General features: G+C 64.9%; 24 protein-coding genes. 15 read left to right on the forward strand and 9 right to left on the reverse strand.

The window, feature by feature from the left end:
- Positions 1 to 447 precede the first annotated feature (447 nt).
- From DBP14_RS35325 to DBP14_RS35335, 3 genes are all read left to right on the forward strand, one after another.
- The gene (locus DBP14_RS35325) at positions 448 to 1,563 is read left to right on the forward strand and encodes a bifunctional DNA primase/polymerase (protein WP_129312325.1); all 1,116 of its coding nucleotides are present in this window, start codon (positions 448 to 450) and stop codon (positions 1,561 to 1,563) included.
- Between the two features lie 179 nt (positions 1,564 to 1,742).
- Complete coding sequence (locus DBP14_RS35330) at positions 1,743 to 3,083, forward strand: phage/plasmid primase, P4 family (protein WP_164992590.1); 1,341 nt, start codon at positions 1,743 to 1,745, stop codon at positions 3,081 to 3,083.
- Positions 3,080 to 3,481 (forward strand): DUF6009 family protein, encoded by a 402-nt coding sequence (locus DBP14_RS35335; protein WP_129312327.1) that lies wholly within the window; start codon positions 3,080 to 3,082, stop codon positions 3,479 to 3,481. Before DBP14_RS35330 ends, DBP14_RS35335 begins: the two co-directional genes overlap by 4 nt.
- Positions 3,482 to 3,554: 73 nt before the next feature.
- Here the strand turns inward: DBP14_RS35335 and DBP14_RS35340 are convergent, their stop codons facing one another.
- The gene (locus DBP14_RS35340) at positions 3,555 to 3,968 is read right to left on the reverse strand and encodes a hypothetical protein (RefSeq protein ID WP_129312328.1); all 414 of its coding nucleotides are present in this window, start codon (positions 3,966 to 3,968) and stop codon (positions 3,555 to 3,557) included.
- Positions 3,969 to 3,985: 17 nt separating this feature from the next.
- Complete coding sequence (locus tag DBP14_RS35345; protein WP_164992574.1) at positions 3,986 to 4,777, reverse strand: sigma-70 family RNA polymerase sigma factor; 792 nt, start codon at positions 4,775 to 4,777, stop codon at positions 3,986 to 3,988.
- A 659-nt stretch (positions 4,778 to 5,436) separates the two neighbouring features.
- On the opposite strand from DBP14_RS35345, the gene DBP14_RS35350 reads away from it, so the two are divergent.
- Positions 5,437 to 5,652, forward strand: coding sequence for a hypothetical protein (locus DBP14_RS35350; protein ID WP_129312330.1), 216 nt, complete (start codon positions 5,437 to 5,439; stop codon positions 5,650 to 5,652).
- A gap of 508 nt (positions 5,653 to 6,160) precedes the next feature.
- Here DBP14_RS35350 and DBP14_RS35355 read toward each other — a convergent pair.
- From DBP14_RS35355 to DBP14_RS35380, 6 genes are all read right to left on the reverse strand, one after another.
- The gene (locus DBP14_RS35355; protein ID WP_241741382.1) at positions 6,161 to 6,673 is read right to left on the reverse strand and encodes an SsgA family sporulation/cell division regulator; all 513 of its coding nucleotides are present in this window, start codon (positions 6,671 to 6,673) and stop codon (positions 6,161 to 6,163) included.
- Positions 6,674 to 6,929: 256 nt separating this feature from the next.
- Positions 6,930 to 7,661, reverse strand: a complete 732-nt coding sequence (locus DBP14_RS35360) for a DUF2637 domain-containing protein (RefSeq protein WP_129312331.1) — start codon at positions 7,659 to 7,661, stop codon at positions 6,930 to 6,932.
- Between the two features lie 439 nt (positions 7,662 to 8,100).
- Positions 8,101 to 8,637, reverse strand: coding sequence for a hypothetical protein (locus DBP14_RS35365; RefSeq protein WP_129312332.1), 537 nt, complete (start codon positions 8,635 to 8,637; stop codon positions 8,101 to 8,103).
- Positions 8,638 to 8,678: 41 nt separating this feature from the next.
- Positions 8,679 to 9,662, reverse strand: a complete 984-nt coding sequence (locus DBP14_RS35370; protein ID WP_129312333.1) for a DUF6286 domain-containing protein — start codon at positions 9,660 to 9,662, stop codon at positions 8,679 to 8,681.
- Positions 9,659 to 9,880 (reverse strand): hypothetical protein, encoded by a 222-nt coding sequence (locus DBP14_RS37185; RefSeq protein ID WP_241741384.1) that lies wholly within the window; start codon positions 9,878 to 9,880, stop codon positions 9,659 to 9,661. Before DBP14_RS37185 ends, DBP14_RS35370 begins: the two co-directional genes overlap by 4 nt.
- Before the next feature lie 98 nt (positions 9,881 to 9,978).
- On the reverse strand, positions 9,979 to 10,473 hold the full coding sequence (locus DBP14_RS35380; RefSeq protein WP_129312334.1) for an Asp23/Gls24 family envelope stress response protein: 495 nt from the start codon (positions 10,471 to 10,473) through the stop codon (positions 9,979 to 9,981).
- A 192-nt stretch (positions 10,474 to 10,665) separates the two neighbouring features.
- Between DBP14_RS35380 and DBP14_RS35385 the strand changes: the two genes are divergently transcribed.
- The 5 genes from DBP14_RS35385 to DBP14_RS35405 all read left to right on the forward strand — a co-directional run bounded on the left by DBP14_RS35385 (position 10,666) and on the right by DBP14_RS35405 (position 13,874).
- Positions 10,666 to 11,250, forward strand: a complete 585-nt coding sequence (locus DBP14_RS35385; RefSeq protein ID WP_129312335.1) for a sigma-70 family RNA polymerase sigma factor — start codon at positions 10,666 to 10,668, stop codon at positions 11,248 to 11,250.
- Positions 11,241 to 11,876 (forward strand): Asp23/Gls24 family envelope stress response protein, encoded by a 636-nt coding sequence (locus tag DBP14_RS35390; RefSeq protein WP_129312336.1) that lies wholly within the window; start codon positions 11,241 to 11,243, stop codon positions 11,874 to 11,876. Before DBP14_RS35385 ends, DBP14_RS35390 begins: the two co-directional genes overlap by 10 nt.
- Complete coding sequence (locus DBP14_RS35395; RefSeq protein ID WP_241741386.1) at positions 11,873 to 12,256, forward strand: Asp23/Gls24 family envelope stress response protein; 384 nt, start codon at positions 11,873 to 11,875, stop codon at positions 12,254 to 12,256. The genes DBP14_RS35390 and DBP14_RS35395 overlap by 4 nt, the downstream gene beginning before the upstream one ends.
- A gap of 455 nt (positions 12,257 to 12,711) precedes the next feature.
- Positions 12,712 to 13,017 (forward strand): hypothetical protein, encoded by a 306-nt coding sequence (locus tag DBP14_RS35400; protein ID WP_129312338.1) that lies wholly within the window; start codon positions 12,712 to 12,714, stop codon positions 13,015 to 13,017.
- A 29-nt stretch (positions 13,018 to 13,046) separates the two neighbouring features.
- On the forward strand, positions 13,047 to 13,874 hold the full coding sequence (locus tag DBP14_RS35405; protein WP_164992575.1) for an SGNH hydrolase domain-containing protein: 828 nt from the start codon (positions 13,047 to 13,049) through the stop codon (positions 13,872 to 13,874).
- 370 nt (positions 13,875 to 14,244) lie between these two features.
- Here the strand turns inward: DBP14_RS35405 and DBP14_RS35410 are convergent, their stop codons facing one another.
- Positions 14,245 to 14,505 carry a hypothetical protein gene (locus DBP14_RS35410; RefSeq protein ID WP_129312340.1) on the reverse strand — a complete coding sequence of 87 codons (261 nt, stop codon included), beginning with the start codon at positions 14,503 to 14,505 and terminating at the stop codon, positions 14,245 to 14,247.
- Between the two features lie 657 nt (positions 14,506 to 15,162).
- On the opposite strand from DBP14_RS35410, the gene DBP14_RS35415 reads away from it, so the two are divergent.
- The 6 genes from DBP14_RS35415 to DBP14_RS35440 all read left to right on the forward strand — a co-directional run bounded on the left by DBP14_RS35415 (position 15,163) and on the right by DBP14_RS35440 (position 21,135).
- Positions 15,163 to 16,380 carry a hypothetical protein gene (locus tag DBP14_RS35415; RefSeq protein WP_129312341.1) on the forward strand — a complete coding sequence of 406 codons (1,218 nt, stop codon included), beginning with the start codon at positions 15,163 to 15,165 and terminating at the stop codon, positions 16,378 to 16,380.
- Between the two features lie 121 nt (positions 16,381 to 16,501).
- Entirely contained in the window at positions 16,502 to 17,419 is a 918-nt protein-coding gene (locus DBP14_RS35420) for a hypothetical protein (protein ID WP_129312342.1), read from the forward strand.
- A gap of 32 nt (positions 17,420 to 17,451) precedes the next feature.
- Entirely contained in the window at positions 17,452 to 17,853 is a 402-nt protein-coding gene (locus DBP14_RS35425; RefSeq protein ID WP_129312343.1) for a hypothetical protein, read from the forward strand.
- 241 nt (positions 17,854 to 18,094) lie between these two features.
- Complete coding sequence (locus DBP14_RS35430; RefSeq protein WP_129312344.1) at positions 18,095 to 18,424, forward strand: hypothetical protein; 330 nt, start codon at positions 18,095 to 18,097, stop codon at positions 18,422 to 18,424.
- 506 nt (positions 18,425 to 18,930) lie between these two features.
- Positions 18,931 to 20,322, forward strand: coding sequence for a hypothetical protein (locus DBP14_RS35435; RefSeq protein ID WP_129312345.1), 1,392 nt, complete (start codon positions 18,931 to 18,933; stop codon positions 20,320 to 20,322).
- 117 nt (positions 20,323 to 20,439) lie between these two features.
- Positions 20,440 to 21,135 (forward strand): L,D-transpeptidase family protein, encoded by a 696-nt coding sequence (locus tag DBP14_RS35440; RefSeq protein WP_129312346.1) that lies wholly within the window; start codon positions 20,440 to 20,442, stop codon positions 21,133 to 21,135.
- Positions 21,136 to 21,150: the final 15 nt, after the last annotated feature.

Consider the following 21,150-nt stretch of genomic DNA (forward strand, 5'->3'; position numbering starts at 1 on the left):
AAGTCTTCGGTCGCTGTCGTAGCGAGGCACGGCACCCGGCAGCGACCGAAGACCGGGGACCGGGCGATGTGTTCGGTCACTGGTCCTGCGAGGGAGAAACCGCAGGTCATCGGGGGAGGGGGTCTTCTGTCAGCGACTGAAGCGACTGGAGTTTCAGTATATGAAGACATTCCTGCTGTGCGCGCGTGTTCATATATAGGGAGCTTCAGTCGCTTCAGTCGCTGTTTGGCCTGCGGTACGTGCTCTGACCTCGGCATTCCTTGTGACGCCGGAGGTAGTTGCCGAAGGGCTCTTGGTCGCTGTCGTCGCTTTCAGTAGCTGAGAGTTGACTGTTGATCAGATTATCAGTGGGGATGCGGCCCTTGTGTCTGTCCCGCGCCACTTCACCCCGGTTTCGCTAATCTGCGTCCGTCGTTGAGTCGCTTCGGTCGCTGATAGAGGGATTACATGCCTGCTGAGCTGCCTTTTCCTCCGAGCGACTCAAGTCAGGAGCCGGCCCGGCCGATAGGCGCCGCCCGACATCCGCTGACGATCGCTCGATGGTGTGCCCATCAAGGCTGGCCCGTTCACCCCCTTGCATCCGGTCGCAAGACACCGGCCGCCAACTGCGTTGCCTGCCGCCGGTCGGGCCACACGGCGGCCGAGTGCGCCTGCCTGGCCGCAGGCCTTTGGTGTCACGGTTTCCACGCCGCCACCCTCGATCTCAGGCGCATCGACAACTGGTGGGGCACCCATCCCGAGTTTGGTGTCGGAGTGGCCTGCGGACCGGCCCGCCTCGTGGTCATCGACGTGGACGCCCATCGCGCGCAACCGCCCGCGCGCGACAGGCTGCTCCCCGGAATCCGCATCGGCGGCCACGTCAACCTCACCGGCCTGCGCGACGGCTTCCACACGCTGGCCGTCCTCGCCGCCCTGCGGAACCAGCCCAGTCCGGCCGATGACGTCGGGACGCTGCGCGTGCGCACCCCTTCCGGCGGTCTCCACATCTGGTATCGCGTCACCGACACACGCCGCTGGCTGTGCTCCGTGGGATCTAGCACCGGGCGTGCCCTCGCCTGGCAGGTCGACGTCCGCGCCCACGGGGGCTACATCATCGCTCCCGGCACCAGCACGCGCACAGGCGTCTACACCCCCCTGGACGGCGCCGCCGAGCCAGCTCCTCTGCCGGCCTGGCTCTCGCAGGAACTTGAGCGCACCGGCCATGTGGGTGCCGTCCGCCAGCCTACTTCCCGGCAGGTGCCACCACGTGCCCGGCAGGCGGTGCTCGCGGCCGGCGGAGGGCACCGGCACCTCCGGGGACTTCTGGGGTCGGTACTCGACGATGTCGCCGTCTGCGGCCGGGTCAGCGAGGGCGCGGGCTTCTCCAGCAGACTCAACCGCGCCGCCTACACCATCGGCGGATTGGTAGCCGGCGGGAGCCTGTCCTGGAACGAGGCGGAACAAGTCCTGCGTGACGTGGCGGCCGCTGCCCGCCCCGGCCAGGAACGGCGCGTGGAAGGAATCATCCGTCACGGCCTGTCCGCCGGAGCCCGGCGCCCTCTCTACCTCGGGAGGCGTTCGTGACGGTCCCTGGCAAAGACAACGCCCTGTTCGGATTTGATCCGCAGGCGGTCGCTGCTCAGATCCTCGCTCAAAAACCCGGCTCTCTCGCCACCTTGCCGGTCGTTGAGCACGACCCTGCCGACGACAAGGCCAACGGGACAGGCAATGGCCTGCTGCCCGACACCCTCACCGATCGCGGCATGGCCAAGCTGTTCGTCAAACTCTATGCCAGCGACTACCAGCACGTGCCAGGACTGGGCTGGTACCGGTGGGACGGGACCCGCTGGCAGACGGACGAGGACGACACCGTCCTGTGGGCCGCCGGAGACCTCGCGGAGAACATCGCTGTCACCGATCCCCGGGGTCTGCACACTACGCAGGCGCTGCAACAGCATCGTCGCCGCGCACTGTCCACCTCTGGCATCAACGCGATGCTCACCCAGGCGAAATCCGCCCCGGGCATGGTGCTGAACGCCGCCCTTCTGGACGCCGACCCCTACGCCCTGTGCACGCCCGACGGAATTGTCGATCTGCGAACCGGCGGCCTGAAGAGACCTGATCCGAACAAGGACTTTCACTCCCGGTCCACGGCCGTAGGCCCCCAGCAGGCGCCCACCCCACGCTGGCAGCGCTTCCTCGCCGACACGTTCGGCGACGACAGTGAGGGCCAGGAGATGGTTCGATTCCTCCAGCTGCTCCTCGGCTATTCCGTCACCGGCGATGTCGGCGGTCAGGTCATGCCCTTCCTGTTCGGCGCGGGCAAGAATGGCAAGTCTGTCCTGCTCGACGTACTGATGAAACTGCTCGGGGACTACGCGGACGCGGCTCCTCCCGGGTTTCTCATGGCCCGCCCGTACGAAGGGCACCCCACCGACCTCGCGGAGCTGCACGGGCGACGCGTCATTGTCTGCTCCGAGGTGAAGCCCGGCGACAAGTTCGACGAAGCACGCGTCAAACTCCTTACCGGCGGAGACCGGATCAAGGCCCGCCGTATGCGCCAGGACTTCTTCAGCTTCGAACCGACCCACAAACTCTGGCTGTTGGGCAACCATAGACCTGAAGTCGGCACGGGCGGCTTCGCGTTCTGGCGCCGCATGCGACTGATCCCTTTCGAGCGTGTTGTCTCCGATGACCGGAAAATCGATAATCTGGCCGACATCTTGGTCACTGAGGAAGGACCGGGCATCCTCGGCTGGCTTATCGAGGGTGCGCGCCGTTACCTTGGCGGCGACAGAGACCTGACCGGACCCGAACGAGTCCGCATCGCGACCACGGCGTACGCCGAGACCGAAGACCACACAGGCAGGTTCTTCGACGAGTGCTGTGCCCTGGGGTCCGACCATCGGGCCGAACAAGCCAGTCTGTATGCGGCTTACCGGACGTGGTGCGACCATGAAGGAGCCACAGCCATTTCATCGCGGGCTTTCGCTCAACGAGCCCGTGAACTGGCGGGACTTGCCTCACCCAAGGAGATGATCCTGTCCAACTCGCGCAAGTACTACCCGGGCATCGGATTACTCGCCGATGAGGTGAAGGCATGAGTTCACTGATCACCGAGGACGAGATCAGCTACGAGACGGAGCTCGTCTGGCTCGAAGACGTCAACTGCCTCGACTACGTCCGGCAAAGTCTCGACAGACTACCCAGCCGCCGGGGCAAGCCTGCCTATTACCGGGACGGCCGCATGGTGGGCTATGCCCAACTCGGGCCGAGGGCGAGACCCTCACGTTCCTCCGGGACGTTCCGCCGTCGCGTGTTCTGGTTGCTTCCCCATGACCGCGACAGCGTTCCCGACGGTCTGTACGCCAGTGGCGCTCCTGCCGAAGCCATTGATCCGCGGACCCTCGCTCCCGGGGACAAGGGCCGCAAGACGGAGCGCTCCGAAGGGGGCCCGCCCTCGCCCGCAGTGCAGGAACTGGGCATAGAACTCTCCTGGTGACCTCGCACGCAACAGAGAATGCCCTGGCCAGAGAGACGGCCCCCCGCCTTCTTCCCCGGAAGATCACGGCGGGTCAACCGGCCATCTGGCATATCGGGGGAATCTCGAGCATTCCCACGCTGGTGGGGCCGGCGGTGTAGTAAGCCCTCATGACGCCGGCGCGGGCGAGTTTGACGACACAGCCGGGGCAGGGCCGCGCGAGCATGGGCACAAACGCCGCGTTGACCCGCGCCACGAACACCATGCTCACGGGAGCACCGCGGGCGCGGCGGAGCGCGGCATCCTCCGCATGGAAGGTGCTGTTCCGGTGGTCGATGAGAGGTGAATTGCGGTATTTGTTGGGACTCGCGGCGACGACACGGCTGCCTGCGGCCAGCACGGCCCCCATCTTGTGACGGCATTGCGACTTCGTAGCCTGCCGGATCGCCAAATGGATCAAATTCATTTCTGCTCTTGCGGCCGGATGGGCAACTGAGACAAACGACACCTCTCCATCGCATGAAGTCAGGCTGGAAGGAGTTGATTGAGCTCGCCGATCTCCCGATGGAGAACCGTGCAGATGTCACAGTCCCTGAGATGCAGCCTCATCTCTTCTGAGCCGCATGTTCCCAGGCGCCCACGAGAGTAGGCGGCGAGGCGGTTCACATAGTACGAACAGTGAGCGGAGTGGCTCTTCCGGTTCAGATGTACGGCCAGATATGCCTGTCGCAGGCCCTCTTTGGCCCGGTATGACAACGCCGCCACACTGTTCGGGCTGATGCCCATCTCATCGGCGATGGTGGCCGGTTGCTGCGAATGAACGATCGTACATGACAAGATCGTTCGCCATCTGTCGGACAAGGAAGCCAGTGCTTCCCATGCCAATCCATACTCGTAGTTCCTGAGCGCTTCGGTTCCCGCAGGAGCCGCGTATTCCGCTTCGTAGACGCTCACATCCGGTACCGGGACCTGGCGTCCCGTGTTCCTCGCTGATTCTGTCACGAGGTTGCGCAGGACCCTGAGCAGATAGCTGCGAAAGGAGGAAGAAGGCCCGCCTCCTGATTTGAGTGCCTGCAGTACACGGACGAAAGCCTCAGCGACGAAGTCCTGGGCGGTGTAGGTGTCGTTCGCGTGCATGGAGGCCAGTCGGACGGCGGCTCCACGATGGCGATTGAAGAGTTCCGCGAAAGCTTCGGTGTCGCCGTTTCTCACTAATTGAGTCAATTCCTGATCGCTGAGCTCTGTCGTCGCGTGATCGGTATTTTGCCGATCTGGCCGGCCGACGAGTGTTGGGTGATGTCCGGTCGATGAAGACAAGACGGCTCCTGGATGAGGGTTGATCGCGTGCGCCTCAGGCACTTGCGTGATGCAAGCAGCGGCAATACCGGCAGGAGGCGCCGGGCCTGTCCCAGAGACACTGGATGCCTGCGGGAATCACCGCGTTCATCTTCTTTCAGCGCATCGTTGAGGCACCGGGGGCGGACGCGAGCAGACTGGCTCCCGAAAAGGACCCATAGAGGGGTGGGCAAGGAGATGGGCAGCTCCATTGCCTGCAGAAGCTCCGTGCAGACCTGGAAGTGGGGGACACGTCGATCCAGGGCATCAGCGTAGGGCTCCAATGAACGTGCGAAGGACTGCGACCCATTTATAAAGCCTCCAGCTCTTCCTGGAGCTAATCCACACCCCGCATTCGGTGGAAGCTTGATCTTTCGGGGGGATGGAAGATCGCATCAGACGATGAACACGGTGGATACAGGTAACCCGGTCAGTGCCCGGACGTCGTCCGGGCATGAAAGCGGCACGCTTTCCAGCATTCATTTGAGACGGTTTTCATGCCACTGGACATCCATCGAATGGCCGGATATCCTGTGCTCAGTCGTGCTCGTTAGGAGATTGTGGCTCTGAGGAGGCGTCTAACCAGTCATGTGGACCCGCAGTGTGAAGGGTCCAAAGAACAGGATCGGTCCACTCTCGTCGTGGACCATGGTGATCCGCCCGAAGATGATGCAATCCAGTCTGAGCCGATCATAGGGAAACAAGATTTCAAGTACTGTTCGGATCTGCTTGCGGATCTGTTCGAAGTGCTCGATCGTGTGGAACGTGAATACTTGCGGGCTGTCCAGCTCGATGACGAGGCGGCGTCGAGTAGCGACACGCTTCTTCAATCCGGTGGATCTGGTTCGCCTCCTTGAGTTATGATGCAAAGGACGCAGAAAACCGGAACTTCACCGGTGTATGTCGCATCGCTGCGGCGTTCAGTCATTCGGGTCTTGGGGTCTCGAGAACGTTCGCGGATCGTGTTTTGCCGTGTTTGAACTGCTGTAACAGGTTTTCCTGACCCGGCACATGGAGAGGAGCTGTGTCAGGAAATCGGAGCGACGCCTTGTAAGCTCGGCAGGGCGGTGTTCCAAAGTTGGTGGCCCGGAGACTTATAGTCTCCGGGCCACCAACTTTATGGCGACTATGGCATGCGCCTGCCGGCGCCGCGCTTTCTCTCACCTGCACCGATGGTCCGTGTCGTATGACATGAAGCGCCTCGCTCAAGCAATGGGAACAGCGGAACAACGGGAACAGCCAAGCTCAGGCCATAAGAGAGAATGCCGTCTTCTACTCCGTCAGCCGCCGCGCAAGGGGAACGGCGGCCCAGGAGCTGGTCGCGGAGCCGGGATGCCGCCGACGTGGGCGACTCCCTTGAACGTCTCAGACGCCGTCCAGTAGGGCGGCGAGACTCGCCTCGAGGGCCGGGCCCAGGTTCTCTCTGCCGCGGTCGACCAGTGCGCACGAGCGGGAGAGGAAGCGATCGAGCACGGGAGTGTCGAACTTGGCCGCCGCCTTGCCCTCCGGGGTGCGGAATTCGATCACCGTATAGGCGTGTCCACTAGGCCAGATGCGGACGTCTCCGATGCCGCTGGGCCGACGAAGACCGCTGGCCAGCAGTTCACGGGCGAAGGACCAGGTCATGTCCTGGCCGTCGAGGGAGACCACTGCGGGGAAGTCGATGTGCACCGCCAGCGGGTCGGTGCGACTGTAGCGCAGGGTCACTGGGATCGAGATCTGCTGGTTGACTGTAGCTGCCAGCCGCGCACGGGCGGCCAGGCTGATCGTGACGCCCGTAGCCGGCCGACCGCGCACCTCCGGGCCCGAGCCGAGGCCGAGACGGGTCTCCTTCGTGGCTCGGCGAGGCAGCCATTCCTTGCGCATGAATCTGAACATGTATGAATCTGGGCTTCGTACTGGGCGTGTTCCGTTACCCGTGGAGTCACCGCCGCGGCCGGCGAGGCGCCGCCGCCGCGGTCTGGCGTCCCGAGGCCTCAGGGCCTCTGTCGGGTGCCGTTCCCCTTCGGCGCCACGCGTGGATGGGCGGGGTGGTCAGAAACGTGGGTGGCCTGACCTCGCCTGTTCCCGTTGTTCCGCTGTTCCCCTTCCTCGGCCGGGGATCCTGCGCACGGTGCGGCGTCGGTGACCTCTTCTATGCCTGTCTCGACCGTTTCGCGCTGTGCATGGCGTGCTGAGGCCGGTAGCGATATGAGAACTGGGTGACGAGTTCCTGAAAGCAGGCCAGAGCGGTGATGGGGGGAATCCCGGACACGGCCATCATCAGGAGGGATTTTGACGAGTTGCCGACGCACAGTGCGACGGCGCCGACGGACGCGGTCACAAGAACGGTCCAGGACCATCGGGCGGTTCGATGCTGGAGAGAAGCACGCATGATGGACATGCCTGCCGCGAGCCACGGCCCGTACAGCATCCAGGGCCACCATCGGGCCACCGTCGCCGGCATGAACAAGGAGGCGACGGTGCGAAGTTGTTCGTATGAGTAGGAGATGGACCAGCCCAGCATGCTCGCGGTGCACGCGATGATGACGGCGATCAGGAGGGCCGTCGGCCTGACGCGCCGTTTGCTCGCATGGCCCCGGTACCGCGGCATGGGCTGCCGTTGATCGGCAGGAGGCACGGGGGCTCCCCGGCCGGCCGGAGGAGGGTAGGCGGAATGCATGCCGGATTCCATGTTCAGAATCTGAGCCAATTCCACATCGGGGTCCCAGACGCCTCCGGTCATTGGCGTTTCGATGCCCTGCCAGCAGTGATGCGGCTGGTGTGCGTTGCATTCGGCGCAGTGATGGCTTCGCGGCCCGTCGTATCTGATGCTTTGAGTGAATTGCGTGTCATATGGATTGAGCCTGCTCTGCATCTCATCCATGCGCGGTGTCTCCCGTTTGGTCGGGGGATCGGAGCGTCGCATGTGCGCTGTCGGCCTCGGCCTCGGCTTGGCGGAGCTCATCGAGTACGTCCTCGAGAAGCTCGGCGCAATACTGAATCCGCGCTCGGTCCCCGGCGAGGTTCAACCAGGTCACCCCCTTCCCAGAAACATTCGCCGCGTCCTGTGTGAGTCGCCACCATTCTTGCGCAGCGGATTCGTTCCCATCCGAGGCGAACGCATGTTTCTCGGTCGTAACCGATTTATTCGAAGCCACGGTCACCTAACGAGCGTCACGCACAGTAAGACATCCAGCTTTCGAGGGAATGCTGCGGTGTTATTACCGGGTCGAAGCATCGGCACGGTGCGTCCTTGGTCAATTCGGCCGAGGCCGCCACAGACCTGCGGTATTCGCTGTGGTCAGGCCGATCGTGGCGATCAGTCAGAGAACCCGGCGCGGCCGGTGCCGGCGTACCCGTAGGCGCACTTCCGCGTCAATGCGCCGGGCGGTCGCGCTCCGGGCCTCCTGGAGAGTACGGGTGCTGAAGTGTGCCAGCACTTCTGCCGGTGAGGCTCCCGGCGCAAGGATCACATGCACCCGGAGCCGTAGCCGGTCCGGGGTGCCCAGCAGATGCACCTGTGCCTGCACGACCCCTGGCAGGCTCCGGGTCCGCCGCTCCACGGTTTCGGCCAGAGCGGAGCCGGAAAGGGTGACACCGTCGCGGACGAGGGGCAGGACATTCACCCGGTTCCCGCGGAGCTGGTACGCAGACCATCCCAGGCACAGAAGGAGGGCGGCACCCAGGGCGGTGACCGCCGCCGGCGTCGACCAGTCGGCGTGGTGCCACGGAGCCGGTCCGGCGTGGTTCACCCATGCGGACGCGTCGGCGAACGTCGGCCACCGGAACGGAACCGGGTTCCTGCCGAGGATGCCGGCGGCCGTGAAGACGGTGCCCGTGACCGCCAACAGCAGTCCCACGCAGGCGAGGGCAAATCTGTTGACGCTGCCACGTAGCCGGTTCATGGTGATTCGTCCCCCGTCGTGTCGCCATGCGGCGCGAGGTCCTGGCGTTCGGTGGCCCATCCCGGTGCGGGACGCAGGTGGACCCGGACACGGAGCGCACGCCCCAGCGCGCAGTCGGCGAGAGCCCGGTGAATCGCCGTCGTCACCGTCTCACGCACCGCATCGCGGTTACCGAACTGCAGCGTTGCCCGAATTCGCGCCCGGCGGCGTCTGATGCGCACGCGCACCTGGGAGACACCGGATACGTCCGACACGGCGTCCCTCACCAGTGATTCGGCCGTCGCCCGGCTGAGAATCGCGCGCATTCCCCGGTCGGGAGTCCTCAGCGTGAGCGAACGGCGCCGGCCGGGCAGAACCGCGAGTGCCAGCAGCCCCAGACCCAGCAGCGCTGCGAGCGAACCCAATGCCAGCGCGCAGTCGCCGGAGCGGTGGGCGGATAACCACGTGAGCGGTCGTGACCACAAGGAGGTGTGTGCGCACCCCACAAGGCGCACGCACACCGTCTCGTACAGCGCCGCCGCGCAGATTGCGGTGCTGACGAGCGCCGTGAGCACGGAAGGCAGGCGGCGCTCCGACCACAAGCGTTTCGCCTCCCAGTCGGTCGTGTGCTGGAGGGCCGCGAGAGCCGGTGTGGTCAGTGCGTCCGGACCGGGCTCGGGATACGCCACCAGGCCGCGCACCCGGATGCGCACACGGGAGACTGTAAGACCGGTGAGCATGGCCGTACGTTCCGCCGTGTCCCGGCACAGCCGCTCACCGGACTCCTGAAGCCCGGCTCGGTAGGGCAGGGAGAGCGCGACTGCCAGTGTGGCCCGGCCGTTGTCCGTCGCGACCTTCACGCTGAGGTCCGTGACGTCCCCCGGAGCAAGAGCGTCTGCCGCCGCGCGGGCGGCGATGCGGCGCACCACCCGATCGGCGATCACGAGCCGGCCGCGCTCGGCCGGCCCGACCATGCGCCCTGCGGACGCCGCCGTGTTCACGGCAGTCTTTCGGAAGACGAGTCGTCCCGGGGCTCATCGCGCCGACTGCCGCGGGGTGGGAGGAACTCGGGCAGGCCCGCTCCACTGTCGGCCATACGGCCCGCGGTCCAGCCAACTGCCCCCAGGGCGCCCACCAGCAGGAATGCCGTGAAGCCGCCGAACCAGCCCGCATAACCCAGGGACATGCCCACCAGCACACCCGTTTCGGCTCTGCTCACCACTTTCCCCACTTCTTTCGGTCTCTGCGCTCAACGGCTGGATCCGCCGCGCCACCCGCCCGGTCTGCCTTGATCGGGGTGCCGCGACGGCGGTACACCTACTCAACCCGCGAGTCCGAGGAGGCGCCCGCGTCGTCATCCGGCAGGCGTACGTCGTCGATGTTCACGTTCACCTCGACGACTTCGAGTCCGGTGATCCGCTCCACGGCGGAAATGACGTTCTCCCGCACCGCGCGGGCGATCTCGGGAATGGGCAGCCCGTACTCGACGACCAGATCGAGGTCGACCGCTGCCTGCCGCTCACCCACCTCGACCTTTACCCCGCGTCCCACATTGGGCCGCCCCCCGGGGACCCGGTCGCGCACCGCCCCGATGGTGCGGGAGAGGCTGCCGCCCATGTCGTGGACACCGGTGATCTCCCTCGCCGCCATGCCGGCGATCTTGACCACGACGACATCGGCGATGGTTGTCCTGCCCCGCGCTTCGCCGGTCTCCACCGCGACGCGAGATTCCCCGGCCACGGTGGTGACGTCAGGGGCCGCTACCCGGTCGCCGCCGGTTGCCGTACCCGGGTTCGGCTCCTGTGTCGTCATCTGCGGTCCTCCTAGATCAACAGGTGTCATGCGTAGCCACTTATTTCGACACGTTTTCAGATGATTTATTACGTGATACCAAGATTTTTCCCTCTTCGTCGATAGCGTTCCGCTGGCGTGCACACGCGGACCTCCGCCGCGCCGGACGAAAGACCGGTGGCTGGGCCGGGGGTGAAGGAGAGGAAACCGTCGATGCCAGAGCAGCGGGACAGATCCCCGGACACCGCAGAGGACGAATGGCGCGAGGACTCCCTGCTGGCGGTCAGGGCGGGAGAGGGGGACGAGGACGCGTTCGAAGCGCTGGTACGCCGCCACGGACCCATGTTGTTACAGATGGCCACACGATTACTCGGTGACAGGACTGAGGCGGAGGACGCCGTCCAGGAGGCGTTCGTCAGCGCATGGCGGAAATTACCGGAGTTTCGCGGAGAATCATCATTCGGCACCTGGATGTACCGGATCGTCACCAACAGGTGCATGAACGTATTGCGCGCGCGACGCGCGGTCACGACGCTGGACGCGGTACCCGAACCGCCGGCTCCAGACCACCAGGTCTCCCCGACCCGTGCGGTGGAGGCCCAGGCGGCCGTCGAGGCCCTGTCGCAGGCCATGAGCGTGCTCTCGCCCGAGCAGCGGGTGTGCTGGGTGCACAGAGAGCTGAACGGGTTGTCGTACGAGGCGATCGCGGAGATCGTTGGAATCAGTCAGGAGGCGGTCCGTGGACGCGTCTTCCGTGCACGACGCCAACTGACGGAGGCGATGGTCGCATGGCGATGAACGTGGAGCCGAACCATGGTTCGGCCGAGGGGACGGATGACAGTGAGCGCTCCGACGACGAGCGCCTGGCCTGCGGCCGGGAGCTGGCCGACGTATGGCGCCAGTGGGAAGAGGGGCCGGACGACGACCCGCACGCCCGGACGTGCCCGCACTGCTTGGCCGCGCTGCACGAACTCGACCAGCTGAAGGATGCCGTGCGCCAGACGCGACTGGAGGAACCGGAAGCTGACGCGGGACCGCTCGTCGAGCGGGTGATGGAGGTCGTACGCCTCGAACTGCGCCCCGGGAGAACGCTTCCGCTGGGTACCCCAGCGGAGGACCACTGGATCGTAGAAGCCGCAGCGGCCAAGGTGTTCCGCGGCGCGGTCGACGCCCTGCCGGGCGTTCGCGCGGGCAGCTGCCGCGTCGTCCCGGCTGGTCAGGGCGCGGCCTCCCAGCGCACGCGCGGGCCCGTGACCGTGAACATCGAGATCGTGGTCGGAGTGACCGCAGATCTCCAGCGGGCCGCGGACCAAGTGCGGGAGACGGTGCTCAACGCCGCGGAAAGAGCGCTGGGCATGGAAGTCGGTTCGGTGGATGTCGCGGTCGCGGACGTCTACGACGACGCGGTTGGAGGATCGAGGTGACGGCGCAGCGGAATCCGACGGAGCTGACGGAACGGATCGCGCAAGCCGTCCTCGGCGTCCCCGGTGTCGCGTTCCTGCGGCCCGGCCTTGCCGGGCTGCTGCGTGCCTCTGCCTCGGTCATGGCCCGGGTGGGCGACCGGTCGAACGCAGGCGAACAGTGGGAGAGGGAACGCACGAGATCCGCCGTGCGCGTCCGGCGCGGCGCGGGCCAAAGGACCACGGCGGTTGAGGTGAGCATCGTCCTCTCGCGTGGTCACCGCGCCCTGGACGTGGCACGAGCGGTACACGCCGCTGTCGAGCGGGCTGCGGCCGGTCCGTCCGGAAGCGATGGTGCGGACCTCGGCGTCACGGTCACCGTCACCGTCACAGGTCTGGTCTGACGGCCGTTCGGTCCAGGGTCGGCGTCCGTCTCCAGGGCATGCCCGGTGGCAGGAACGTCAAGCCCCGACTTCAACCGGTTCGGCCGTTAGGAGGACCGGCCGCCACAAGCCCTGGTGTGTCCGGATGAGGTCATCCGGACAGTCTGTAGCGTGGATATCCGCCTGCCTCGAATCGTGTATCCAGACACTTGTCGGGCGGCGCAACCTTCTGCTGCGGGTGGTGGATTATCACGGAGCAAGTACGTGGGCTATTCCTGACCGCGAGAATGAATGGCGATGCGGCGTTGATGTGCCGGGGACAATGTGCCCTGGTATGACCGCCGGACACGTCGCCCGTCGGTAGGGCGATGAACACTCAGCACCTTCATGGTCGCGCCAGGCACTTCAGCCGAGCCAGAGGGCTGAAAGGCTCCGGATCCGCCAGGCAGCTTTCCCTTTGCCGAAAGGTACCCGACGTGAAAATCAAATCCCTTGGCGCGGCGGCCGCGATGGCTGCCGCCGCCCTGTTGCCCAGTACCGCGGCGGCCACCACGGGCGGCTTCTACTGGAGCCCGGACGGCAATGGCGTCCAGTCAGCCTCGCTGGAGAACCCGCAGTCCGGCCACTGCTACACCCTGGACGGCAAGGAGCCCCCCTTCTCCGCGATCAACGTCACCAACAGCACGATGGATTACTACCGTTCACCGAACTGCAACGGGTATTCCGGATCGCTGACCCCGAACATGTCCGGCGACGTCACCCGATATGTGAAGTTCAAGTGATGACCCCAGCCCTTCACCGTCCCTTCGGCATGCTCGCCGCGACACTCTGCCTGGCTGGGGTCGCGGCCGCGGGCTGTTCCGCCCAGCAGCAAGCACGCCAGCACACCGCGGCAGGAGCCGAAAACCGGGCCGGCGCTCCCGCGTCCGGAGAGAAGGCCGGCTCCGGCCCCCATGCCCGCAAAGGAACCCCTCAGCTCGGCATCGATCCCGCCCAGTTGAGCCGTGCGACACGCGGCAAGAGCATCATGGTCGTCGGCGACTCCTGGGCCGAACATCTCGCCCAGGGCATGAGCGTCGTCGTGGCACGGCACACCACGGTGGTCAACGCGGGACTGGCCGGGTGTGGCATCCGCCTCCCCGCGGGACGCAAGGTGCACGCCGAATGTCTCGCGTGGCCGGAGAAGTGGCCGTCGTATCTGGCGGCTTTCCGACCCGACGCGACCATCCTCATGGTGGGCTACCGGGACGTCGAGCCCCAGCGGATGAAGAAGCGGGAAGAGCCCGGTAGCCTCGCCTCGGGGACGCATCGCGCAGCTTTCGCCGCCCACCTCAAGCACGCGGTCGACCTCCTCACCAGTACCGGCAAGCCGGTGTATCTGATGACCTCGCCCAGGGTCTCCAAGCCTTCGCTGCGGAACTCCGCGCTCGCCATGAACCAGGTGCTGCGAGACATCGACCGGAAACGGTCGAAGGTCGGTCTCCTCGACGTCGCGGGGCAGCTGTGCCATCACAACACGTGCCCCAAGCGTATCGACGGCATCTCGGTGTATGACCGGAAGGGGCAGCTGACCCCCAAAGCGCGTGATCGGATCGCAACCTGGTCACTCAATGCGGTCTTCGGCCGGGATGAGGACTGAGCGGGGCGACGCGAGTTTTTCCTCGAACCTGAGGGAGTAAGCAGAAAACGCGAGGAACAGAGCAGGACAGGGCCTCCTGGCGCCCCGGGGTGTCGGAGCCGGACAGCCGCCCAGGAGGCCCTGCAAGGATCCTTTGTACGTACTCACAACCCCCGGAGTCCAATTCGTTGGTACCGGCGTGTGAGTTCTTCGTGCATATGTTGGAATTCCGCTTGCTGCAAAATTCTCCGAGTCGCCCGATCGCGCAGTGGAGCAGCCAAGCGCCGCCGGTCCGCCGACGGCTCGCGACCCGGCCCGGGAGCTGATGAGGGCGTGCCGAATACCCGCGGCTGACCGTGCGGTTTGACCTACCTCGGGAAGCGCCTGCGCCTCACCAGCCGCTGGGCTGCAGGGCCAGCGGCGAGGCCGGCACGGGCGCACCGACGCGTGTCCCGTAGCCGAACAGCTGCCGGGGCATCGCCGGCAGGAGGCCCCACCCCGCATTCTGCGGCGGGAGTTCAGCCGTCGTGCTGTCCCGGAAGGTGGGGATGTTCCAGTGGTCGTCCGGCCCTCGCTCGCCCGGGACGGTACGGAAGTTCGCACGCCAATGCGCGTACAGGGCGTCGTAGATGGGAGTGGCTGCATCCGGCATGGGATTGCTCATGGTTGAGTCAACGGAGGAGGGCACGATGGCGATGCCTGCCGTCCGGGTGGTTTCCAGGGCGCCCTGCTGACCGAGTTCGATTCCTTGTGGCCCCGGCACCGGCAAGCACAGGTGCACCAGGCGTGGTTGACGGGACTGAGCAGCAAGTACCGTGCAACCCGGACCGGCTGGGCTGATCCGTATTCCGCGAGGGCTATCCCTGCGATGTCCACTGGAATTACGGCTTTTCATGTGGGCGGCGTTGCGATGACGTGCAGGCTGGGTCCGCCAACTGGATGAGTGACGCGTCCAATCGGATGAGTAGTACGTCAGTCTCCTGTCGGACGCGCTCTCATCTATATGCCGGTTCAAGGCACTAAATGGCCTTGTCGAGGTCTCCGTCTTGCTGTCTGACTTGGCGGTGCCATGCCTACGAGAGAGGATCGTTCGAACCGGCGGGGAATTCTCACCAGCAGGCTTTCCGTGGCTTTACGGTTATTTTCCGTCATCGGACGGGTGTGCCCGTGCGGATTAAATATTTATAGGAAGACAATCATGAAATTTTCGTCTTGGTTGCGGGGCGGGACCTGTATGGGTGCGGCGCTGGCTCTCGCGCTCCCATGCGCAACGCTTCCTGCCTCGGCCCAGTCATCGGTGCCTGTGCCCGTGCCCAATGGTGATTTTTCCTCCCCCCATGTCATCGGAACTAACTGGAACTTCGTCACTCCGAGCCATTGGGGTGGGAATGGTGCCACTGTCTCGGCCGACGCGGCGAAGCACCCCCAAAAGCTCCAGGCTGCGAACCTCAATTATGGCGGCGGACCTGCCAAGTTGTATGTGAACTTCTGGGGAGTTCATGCGGGTGACCAGGTGACCATTGCATTCGACGACAGTCCGAGCACATACACGGGTTGTGCGCTCTCGCAGGTGCAGAACGGCCAGAAGTTTGCCATCGACGATGGCAAGAAGAGCCAGGAATTTTCCACGAAGGGTGCCACTGCTGTGGGTACCCCGAACTGGGAATTGGGTAAGACATACACCTTCACCGCTCCCAAGGACAACACGCAGGTAACCTTCTCTTCCCAGATGCCGCAGGGGAGCGGAATGTGCGGACCGCTGCTGACGAACGTGCGTGTGACCAGGAACCCTCTTCCCCCGGACGTGAAGATTTCCAAGGTCGCGCTCCCAGCTCCCGAGGCATACAACGAGAATGAACCGCTCTCGGTTCAATCGGCCGTCGATTATTGCAATGGCGGCGACACACAGTGTTCTTTCGCCATGGATCAGGATGCCTCGTACCCCTACTACGACAAGGCTCGCATGGTCGGGGAAGTGCACCTCAACTGCGGGCGGAACGCATTCGAGGACGAACGCGACGTCGATTACACAGAGAAGCCGTTCGACAGCATCTCGCAGTACTACGCGAAGAACAATCTGGCGATGATTCCTCCGGATGACATTTCGCAAGGAAAGCCGAGGCTGGCCGGCCAGGTCGGACGGGGATTCGAGACTGCCACGGATTCGCCGTGGACCTGGACCAGGGACGTGAAGAGGTACGTAGCGCCCACCATTCAGCCCGGCGAAGCCAGCTGGATCGAACTCGAACCTGCCCGGCAGCGAGTCGTGGGATTCTTCACCAGCCCTCGCAACGCCTACAGGTTGTTCGCGACGTTCGACGCTCCCTCCGCCACGCTGCCCGACCGCTGGTATCAGCGTACGGGTCCCATGACGGATGCTGAATTTGCCAAGTGTAGTTCAGACCGGAAGACGGCCATCACGCCAGAAACCCGGAGTGCTCTGGTGACCGCGCCGCCTCAGTCGGGAATGAAGGCGACCCGAAGTGTCCTGCTGAAGCCGAAGGGCAACGGGTCACCGGCGGCGTAAGAATCAATTGATGGTGAAGGCAAGGAGAATGGGTTTGAAAGGCACACTTCGGTCGCGGGCCGCTTCACCGACTCGGGTCCGTGCTCTATACGCGCTCCTGGTCCCGTTGGTCTCCGTAAGCATGCTTTCTGTCGCTGCGGCTCCTTCCACTGCTGCGGATCAGGGCGACCGTTCCATGCCCAAGGCGAAAGCCTTTGATGGAGACAAGCCGCTGTCGTCGGTTGAACAGGTGACGGACCTTTGCCACCAAGGCAAGGGCTGTAAGTTCGTGGTGGATGGCGTGCAGGAATACCGGGGCGGTGTTATTTCTGTGGGCAATGCCTTCCTGAACTGCACTGATCACGATATTTATGTTTCACGGTACGTCAGCCTTCGGCCGAGGGTCACGGACAACATCGGCGGGGAAATCTCCGGTAGGTCGACCAGTACGGGCAGGGTCCAAGGATCGTCACAGATTGAACTTTCCGGTACCGCGGAAGGCACCGAGACGCTCACGAAAACCCATGAGGCATATATTCCCGACATGATGAAGGCGACCAGCAACATCACGGACGAGAGTCAGACCCAGGGCAGGCTCAGCGGCGACATCTCCGGCTCAAACACGGGGACTCAGTCGACTGATCAGACGTATGAGAAGTCAGGCGGGCGCGACTACAGCCGGACCTGGGACAACAGCGTCGAGAGCAGCACGACGATTGAGGCGACCGCTCCTGCGGGCGATGTCCTCACCTGGGGATACGTGGACATGGGCCACCGGGTCAAAGGCACCCTCAAGGCCATGGGCACGAGTAAGTACGTGAAGAACGTGGTGCTGGACGAGCCGTCGATCCTGGAATCAAGCTCCTTCGTGGCACAGACCTACACCGCTCCGAAGGGCGCCTGCCTGGACAACCGCCCCACCAATCAGCCGGAGCCTGACGAATTCGCGGCCCCCCTGCGCGGGGTGAAGCCAGAGATGCGCAGTGACTCCCGTTCCAAGCCAGGGCGTCCCCGTCCACGGCCTGTGAAGCCCACCATCAGCACGCCTACCGCAAGTTGACCACGTCCCTCTGGAACATGTCGGGAGTCTTCATGAATTTCGCTGCGCTCGCCCGCGGCCTGCTGGCCACTGCCGTCGGGCTGGCCGCCTTCACCGTTCCTGTCACGGCGACCGCGTACGCCGCTGATGACCCTTGTAATCCGGCCAAGGGCCAGTCCGCCCCTCCGGCGTGCGCCGCGGCCGCGAAGGGGCAGCAGGCCATCACGAACTGCCCGCCCACGTCTGCGAAGTGTATGCAGAGCTTGGCAGGTACGGGTGAGGAACCGTTGCAGCTCATCGCCCGAACGGGTACGGACCTCACGAACTTTGAGAACAAGACACGCGAGATCGACCCCAACACAGCAGCCGGCGACCTGTGCAGCATCGCAACTTCGATCACCTCTCAGAGCAAGCCGGGAGAGCACACCTTCCCGCCGAGTTGGTGGTATTGCTGATTAAAGAGGCAGGGAAGATGGGCCCATAAGCAGGACACTGGCCCTGCTTATAGCTCCACATCGCACGGCTGGACAGAGCGTCACATGCGTTATCCGCAGGAGGAAATGGCGACTCGAACGGAGTAGCCGGACCGTCCAACCGGATGATTCATTTCGACTCTCGCTTCAAATACAGCGCCCCCCGGTCGCATATGTATCGTAAGACCGGGGGGCAAGCGTAACAACGAGATCAGAGGAAACCATGGGAACTGAAATCCGTTTTGAAGAGCTGGACCTGCTCATGGGTGAGGTGCTGCCCGAACGCACGGTCATGGGCAACGTGGTCGTTCCGTTAGGCTTCGGCGGCGCCCACGACGGCCACGCCGTTGCCGCCGACGGCGGCGCGAGCAGTGCCAGCGCTTCTGCCGCTGGTGGCGGTGGCGGTGGTCCGTTCGGCGGTGGCATCTTCGGTGGCATGTTCGGCGGCGGCAGCCACAGCGACACGGTTCAGTCGACCTGTCAGTCCATCGGCCAGGGCCAGAGCACTGTGCCCAGCCTCACCTGCATGCCGGCCACGATCCGCAGCTACTGACGCTGAGCTCTTGATTCCTTCGCGTCGGAGAACAGCCGGGGGAGACCTGCATGTTCGTCTCTCCCGGCTCTCCGCGGCCGCTTGAAAGCCCGTTCCGGGTCTGCGGGTCCCGGATGCGGGCCGCCGATCGCCCCAGCGGCACAGCCGCTGGGGCGTGACGGTGGAAAGCGCGCCGCGTGGCAGACACCGCAGCAGATGGGATACCCCTCTCGGGCGTGTGATGCGCATCGGACCGCGTGTCGGGTCAGCCGTCCGTGCCCGGAGAAGCCCGCAGCGACTGGGCACCTTGACCGCCCAGCACCCTCTACGACCGTGAAGCCCTGCCTTTGCGGCGCTGCCGACGATGCGGTCGCGTGCGTCACACCGTCCTTCACGTGGCGCGCCTTCCCGGCCAGTACGCCGCCGCACCCGGCGCTCGAAGCGGCACAAGCTGTGAGAGAGGGCTGGAGCACTCGTCTACGGCAGGCCGGATGACGCCTCGTCTCCCCCTCACTCTGGAGAGCTCCATGGGCCAACCGTCAGTGACACCCACCGGCACGGGCGCCCCCTCCGTATCAGCGCGGCCGTCCGGGAGCAGCGGCGATGCGCGCCCCACTTTGGCCGAGGGCACCGAACTGGTAGGCGAGTTCGAGGGCTCCGGCTACCGGGAGCCGCCCCAGTTGGTCGCCCGTTCTGATGGGCAACTCGTACGGCTTCCCGGGCTGTTGTACACCGTCGCCAAGTTGCTTGACCGTCACTCCGCCCCTGACGGCGAACGGCCCGGAGGCGGCGGTCCCACCGTGGCTCATATCGCCGCCGCGCTCAGCGAGGAAACCGGACGGCTGTACACCGCCGACCATGTGACCTTTCTCGTTGACCAGAAACTGGCACCCCTCGGGATCACCACCTATTGCGACGGCTCACCGCCCCCGCCCGTCGCCAAGGCCGACCCGTTCCTCGCCTTCCGGTTCCGCATGGCGGTTCTCTCGGAGGAAGTGACGTGGTTCCTGGCCGGCCTGTTCGCGTGGCTGCATCGGCCGGTAGTGGCTCTCCTGGCCGTCCCGGCGTTCTTCGCCGGCGAAGTCTGGTTCTGGATGCAGGACACAGCGGGTGCGCTGCAGGCTGTCCTCTTCGCTCCGACCAGCTTTCTGCTGGTCGTCTTCCTCGCCGTTGTCTCCTGTGTCTTCCATGAGATGGGGCACGCCTCGGCGTGCCGGTACGGCGGGGTCCGACCGGGAAGCATGGGGTGCGGCGTTTACCTGGTGTGGCCGGCCTTCTACACCGACATCACCAACTCCTACCGGCTGGGACGCGGCGGTCGTCTGCGCGCCGACCTGGGCGGTGTCTACTTCAACGCGGTCTTTGCCAACCTTCTGGTCCTGGCGTATCTGACGACTGGCTTCTCACCGTTGCTGGTGGCGATCCTCTCGGTCAATCTCGAGATCTTCCAGCAGCTTTTGCCCACGCTCCGGTTCGACGGCTACTACATCATCGCTGATCTGGTGGGTATCCCGGACCTCTTCAAGTACATCGGTCCCATCATCCGGAGCGTGCTCTTCCGCAAGCCCCGGGACGAACGTCTGCAGGCCCTCAAGCGCTGGCCCCAGGCGGTCGTGACGGTGTGGGTGGTGTGCGTCGTTCCGGCGCTCGCCCTGCAACTGGGCTACGTGGTCATGCAACTGCCTCGGCTCATTCAGGTCGACTGGCAGCAGATCCAGGTCCTCGTCGTGAATGCCGCGGCTTCCGGTGACTATGTGATGGCAGGGGCCTCCGCAGTCCAGATCCTGTTGCTGATTCTGCCGGTCGCCGGGCTCACGGTCGTGGTGATGCAGTTGCTCAGGGGTGTCTTCCGCTTCGCCCGCCGGCGGCTGGGTTCCAGTGAGGCGATGGCCGGCAAGGTTGTCCCGGCGGAATCCTGAATATTCGTGTTATGTCATGATATGGACTGTTGTGACAACGGGAATACAGGGGCACCGGGCCCCGTAGGCAGAGGTCGCAGTTGGTGCGACCGGCGCAGGCGAAAGGCGAACTGAGCCATGGGGGACACGCTTAAGAGAAGTGCTGTCATGCTTGGAGTGGCAGGGTTACTGGCGCCGCTCACACTCGCACTGGGCGCCGCGCCCGCGCAGGCCGCGAGCTGCACGACGAAGGCGGGGCCGTACCAGAAGAAGGTGGAGAAGTTCCTCGGCCGCCCGGTCGACGGCCGGCAGTCCAGCACCGACTGCAAGGCCATCCGCGCCTTTCAGACCAAGCACGGCATCACCCCGAACATCGGCTACGCGGGTCCGGTCACCTGGGGTGTGATGGACCTCATGAACAAGCAGAAGGCGGTCGGGAAGAACCCCAACAAGGCCGGCAAGTGCCCGGTGAACAAGGGCCGGATCGCCTGCGTGAACCTCACGCTCCAGCTCAGCTGGATCCAGGACGGCAAGAAGCTCGTCTACGGCCCGGTGCCGGTGCGCACCGGCCGCAACGGCTACGAGACCCGGACCGGCCTGAAGAAGATCTACTGGCGCCACATCGACCACGTCTCGACCCTCTACAACGTGCCCATGCCCTACAGCCAGTTCTTCGACGGCGGTGAGGCGTTCCACTCGGTCGGCCTCAGCATGTGGAGCCCGCCGGGCTCCCGCGGCTGCGTCAACATGACCCGGACCACGGCCAAGAAGTACTGGTCGCTGCTGCACAACGGCGACGACGTCTACGTGTACGGCCGCAAGCCCGGCACCTGACACGCGGCCCCGGAT

It is taken from the genome of Streptomyces sp. L2 (assembly GCF_004124325.1).
Classification (GTDB): domain Bacteria; phylum Actinomycetota; class Actinomycetes; order Streptomycetales; family Streptomycetaceae; genus Streptomyces.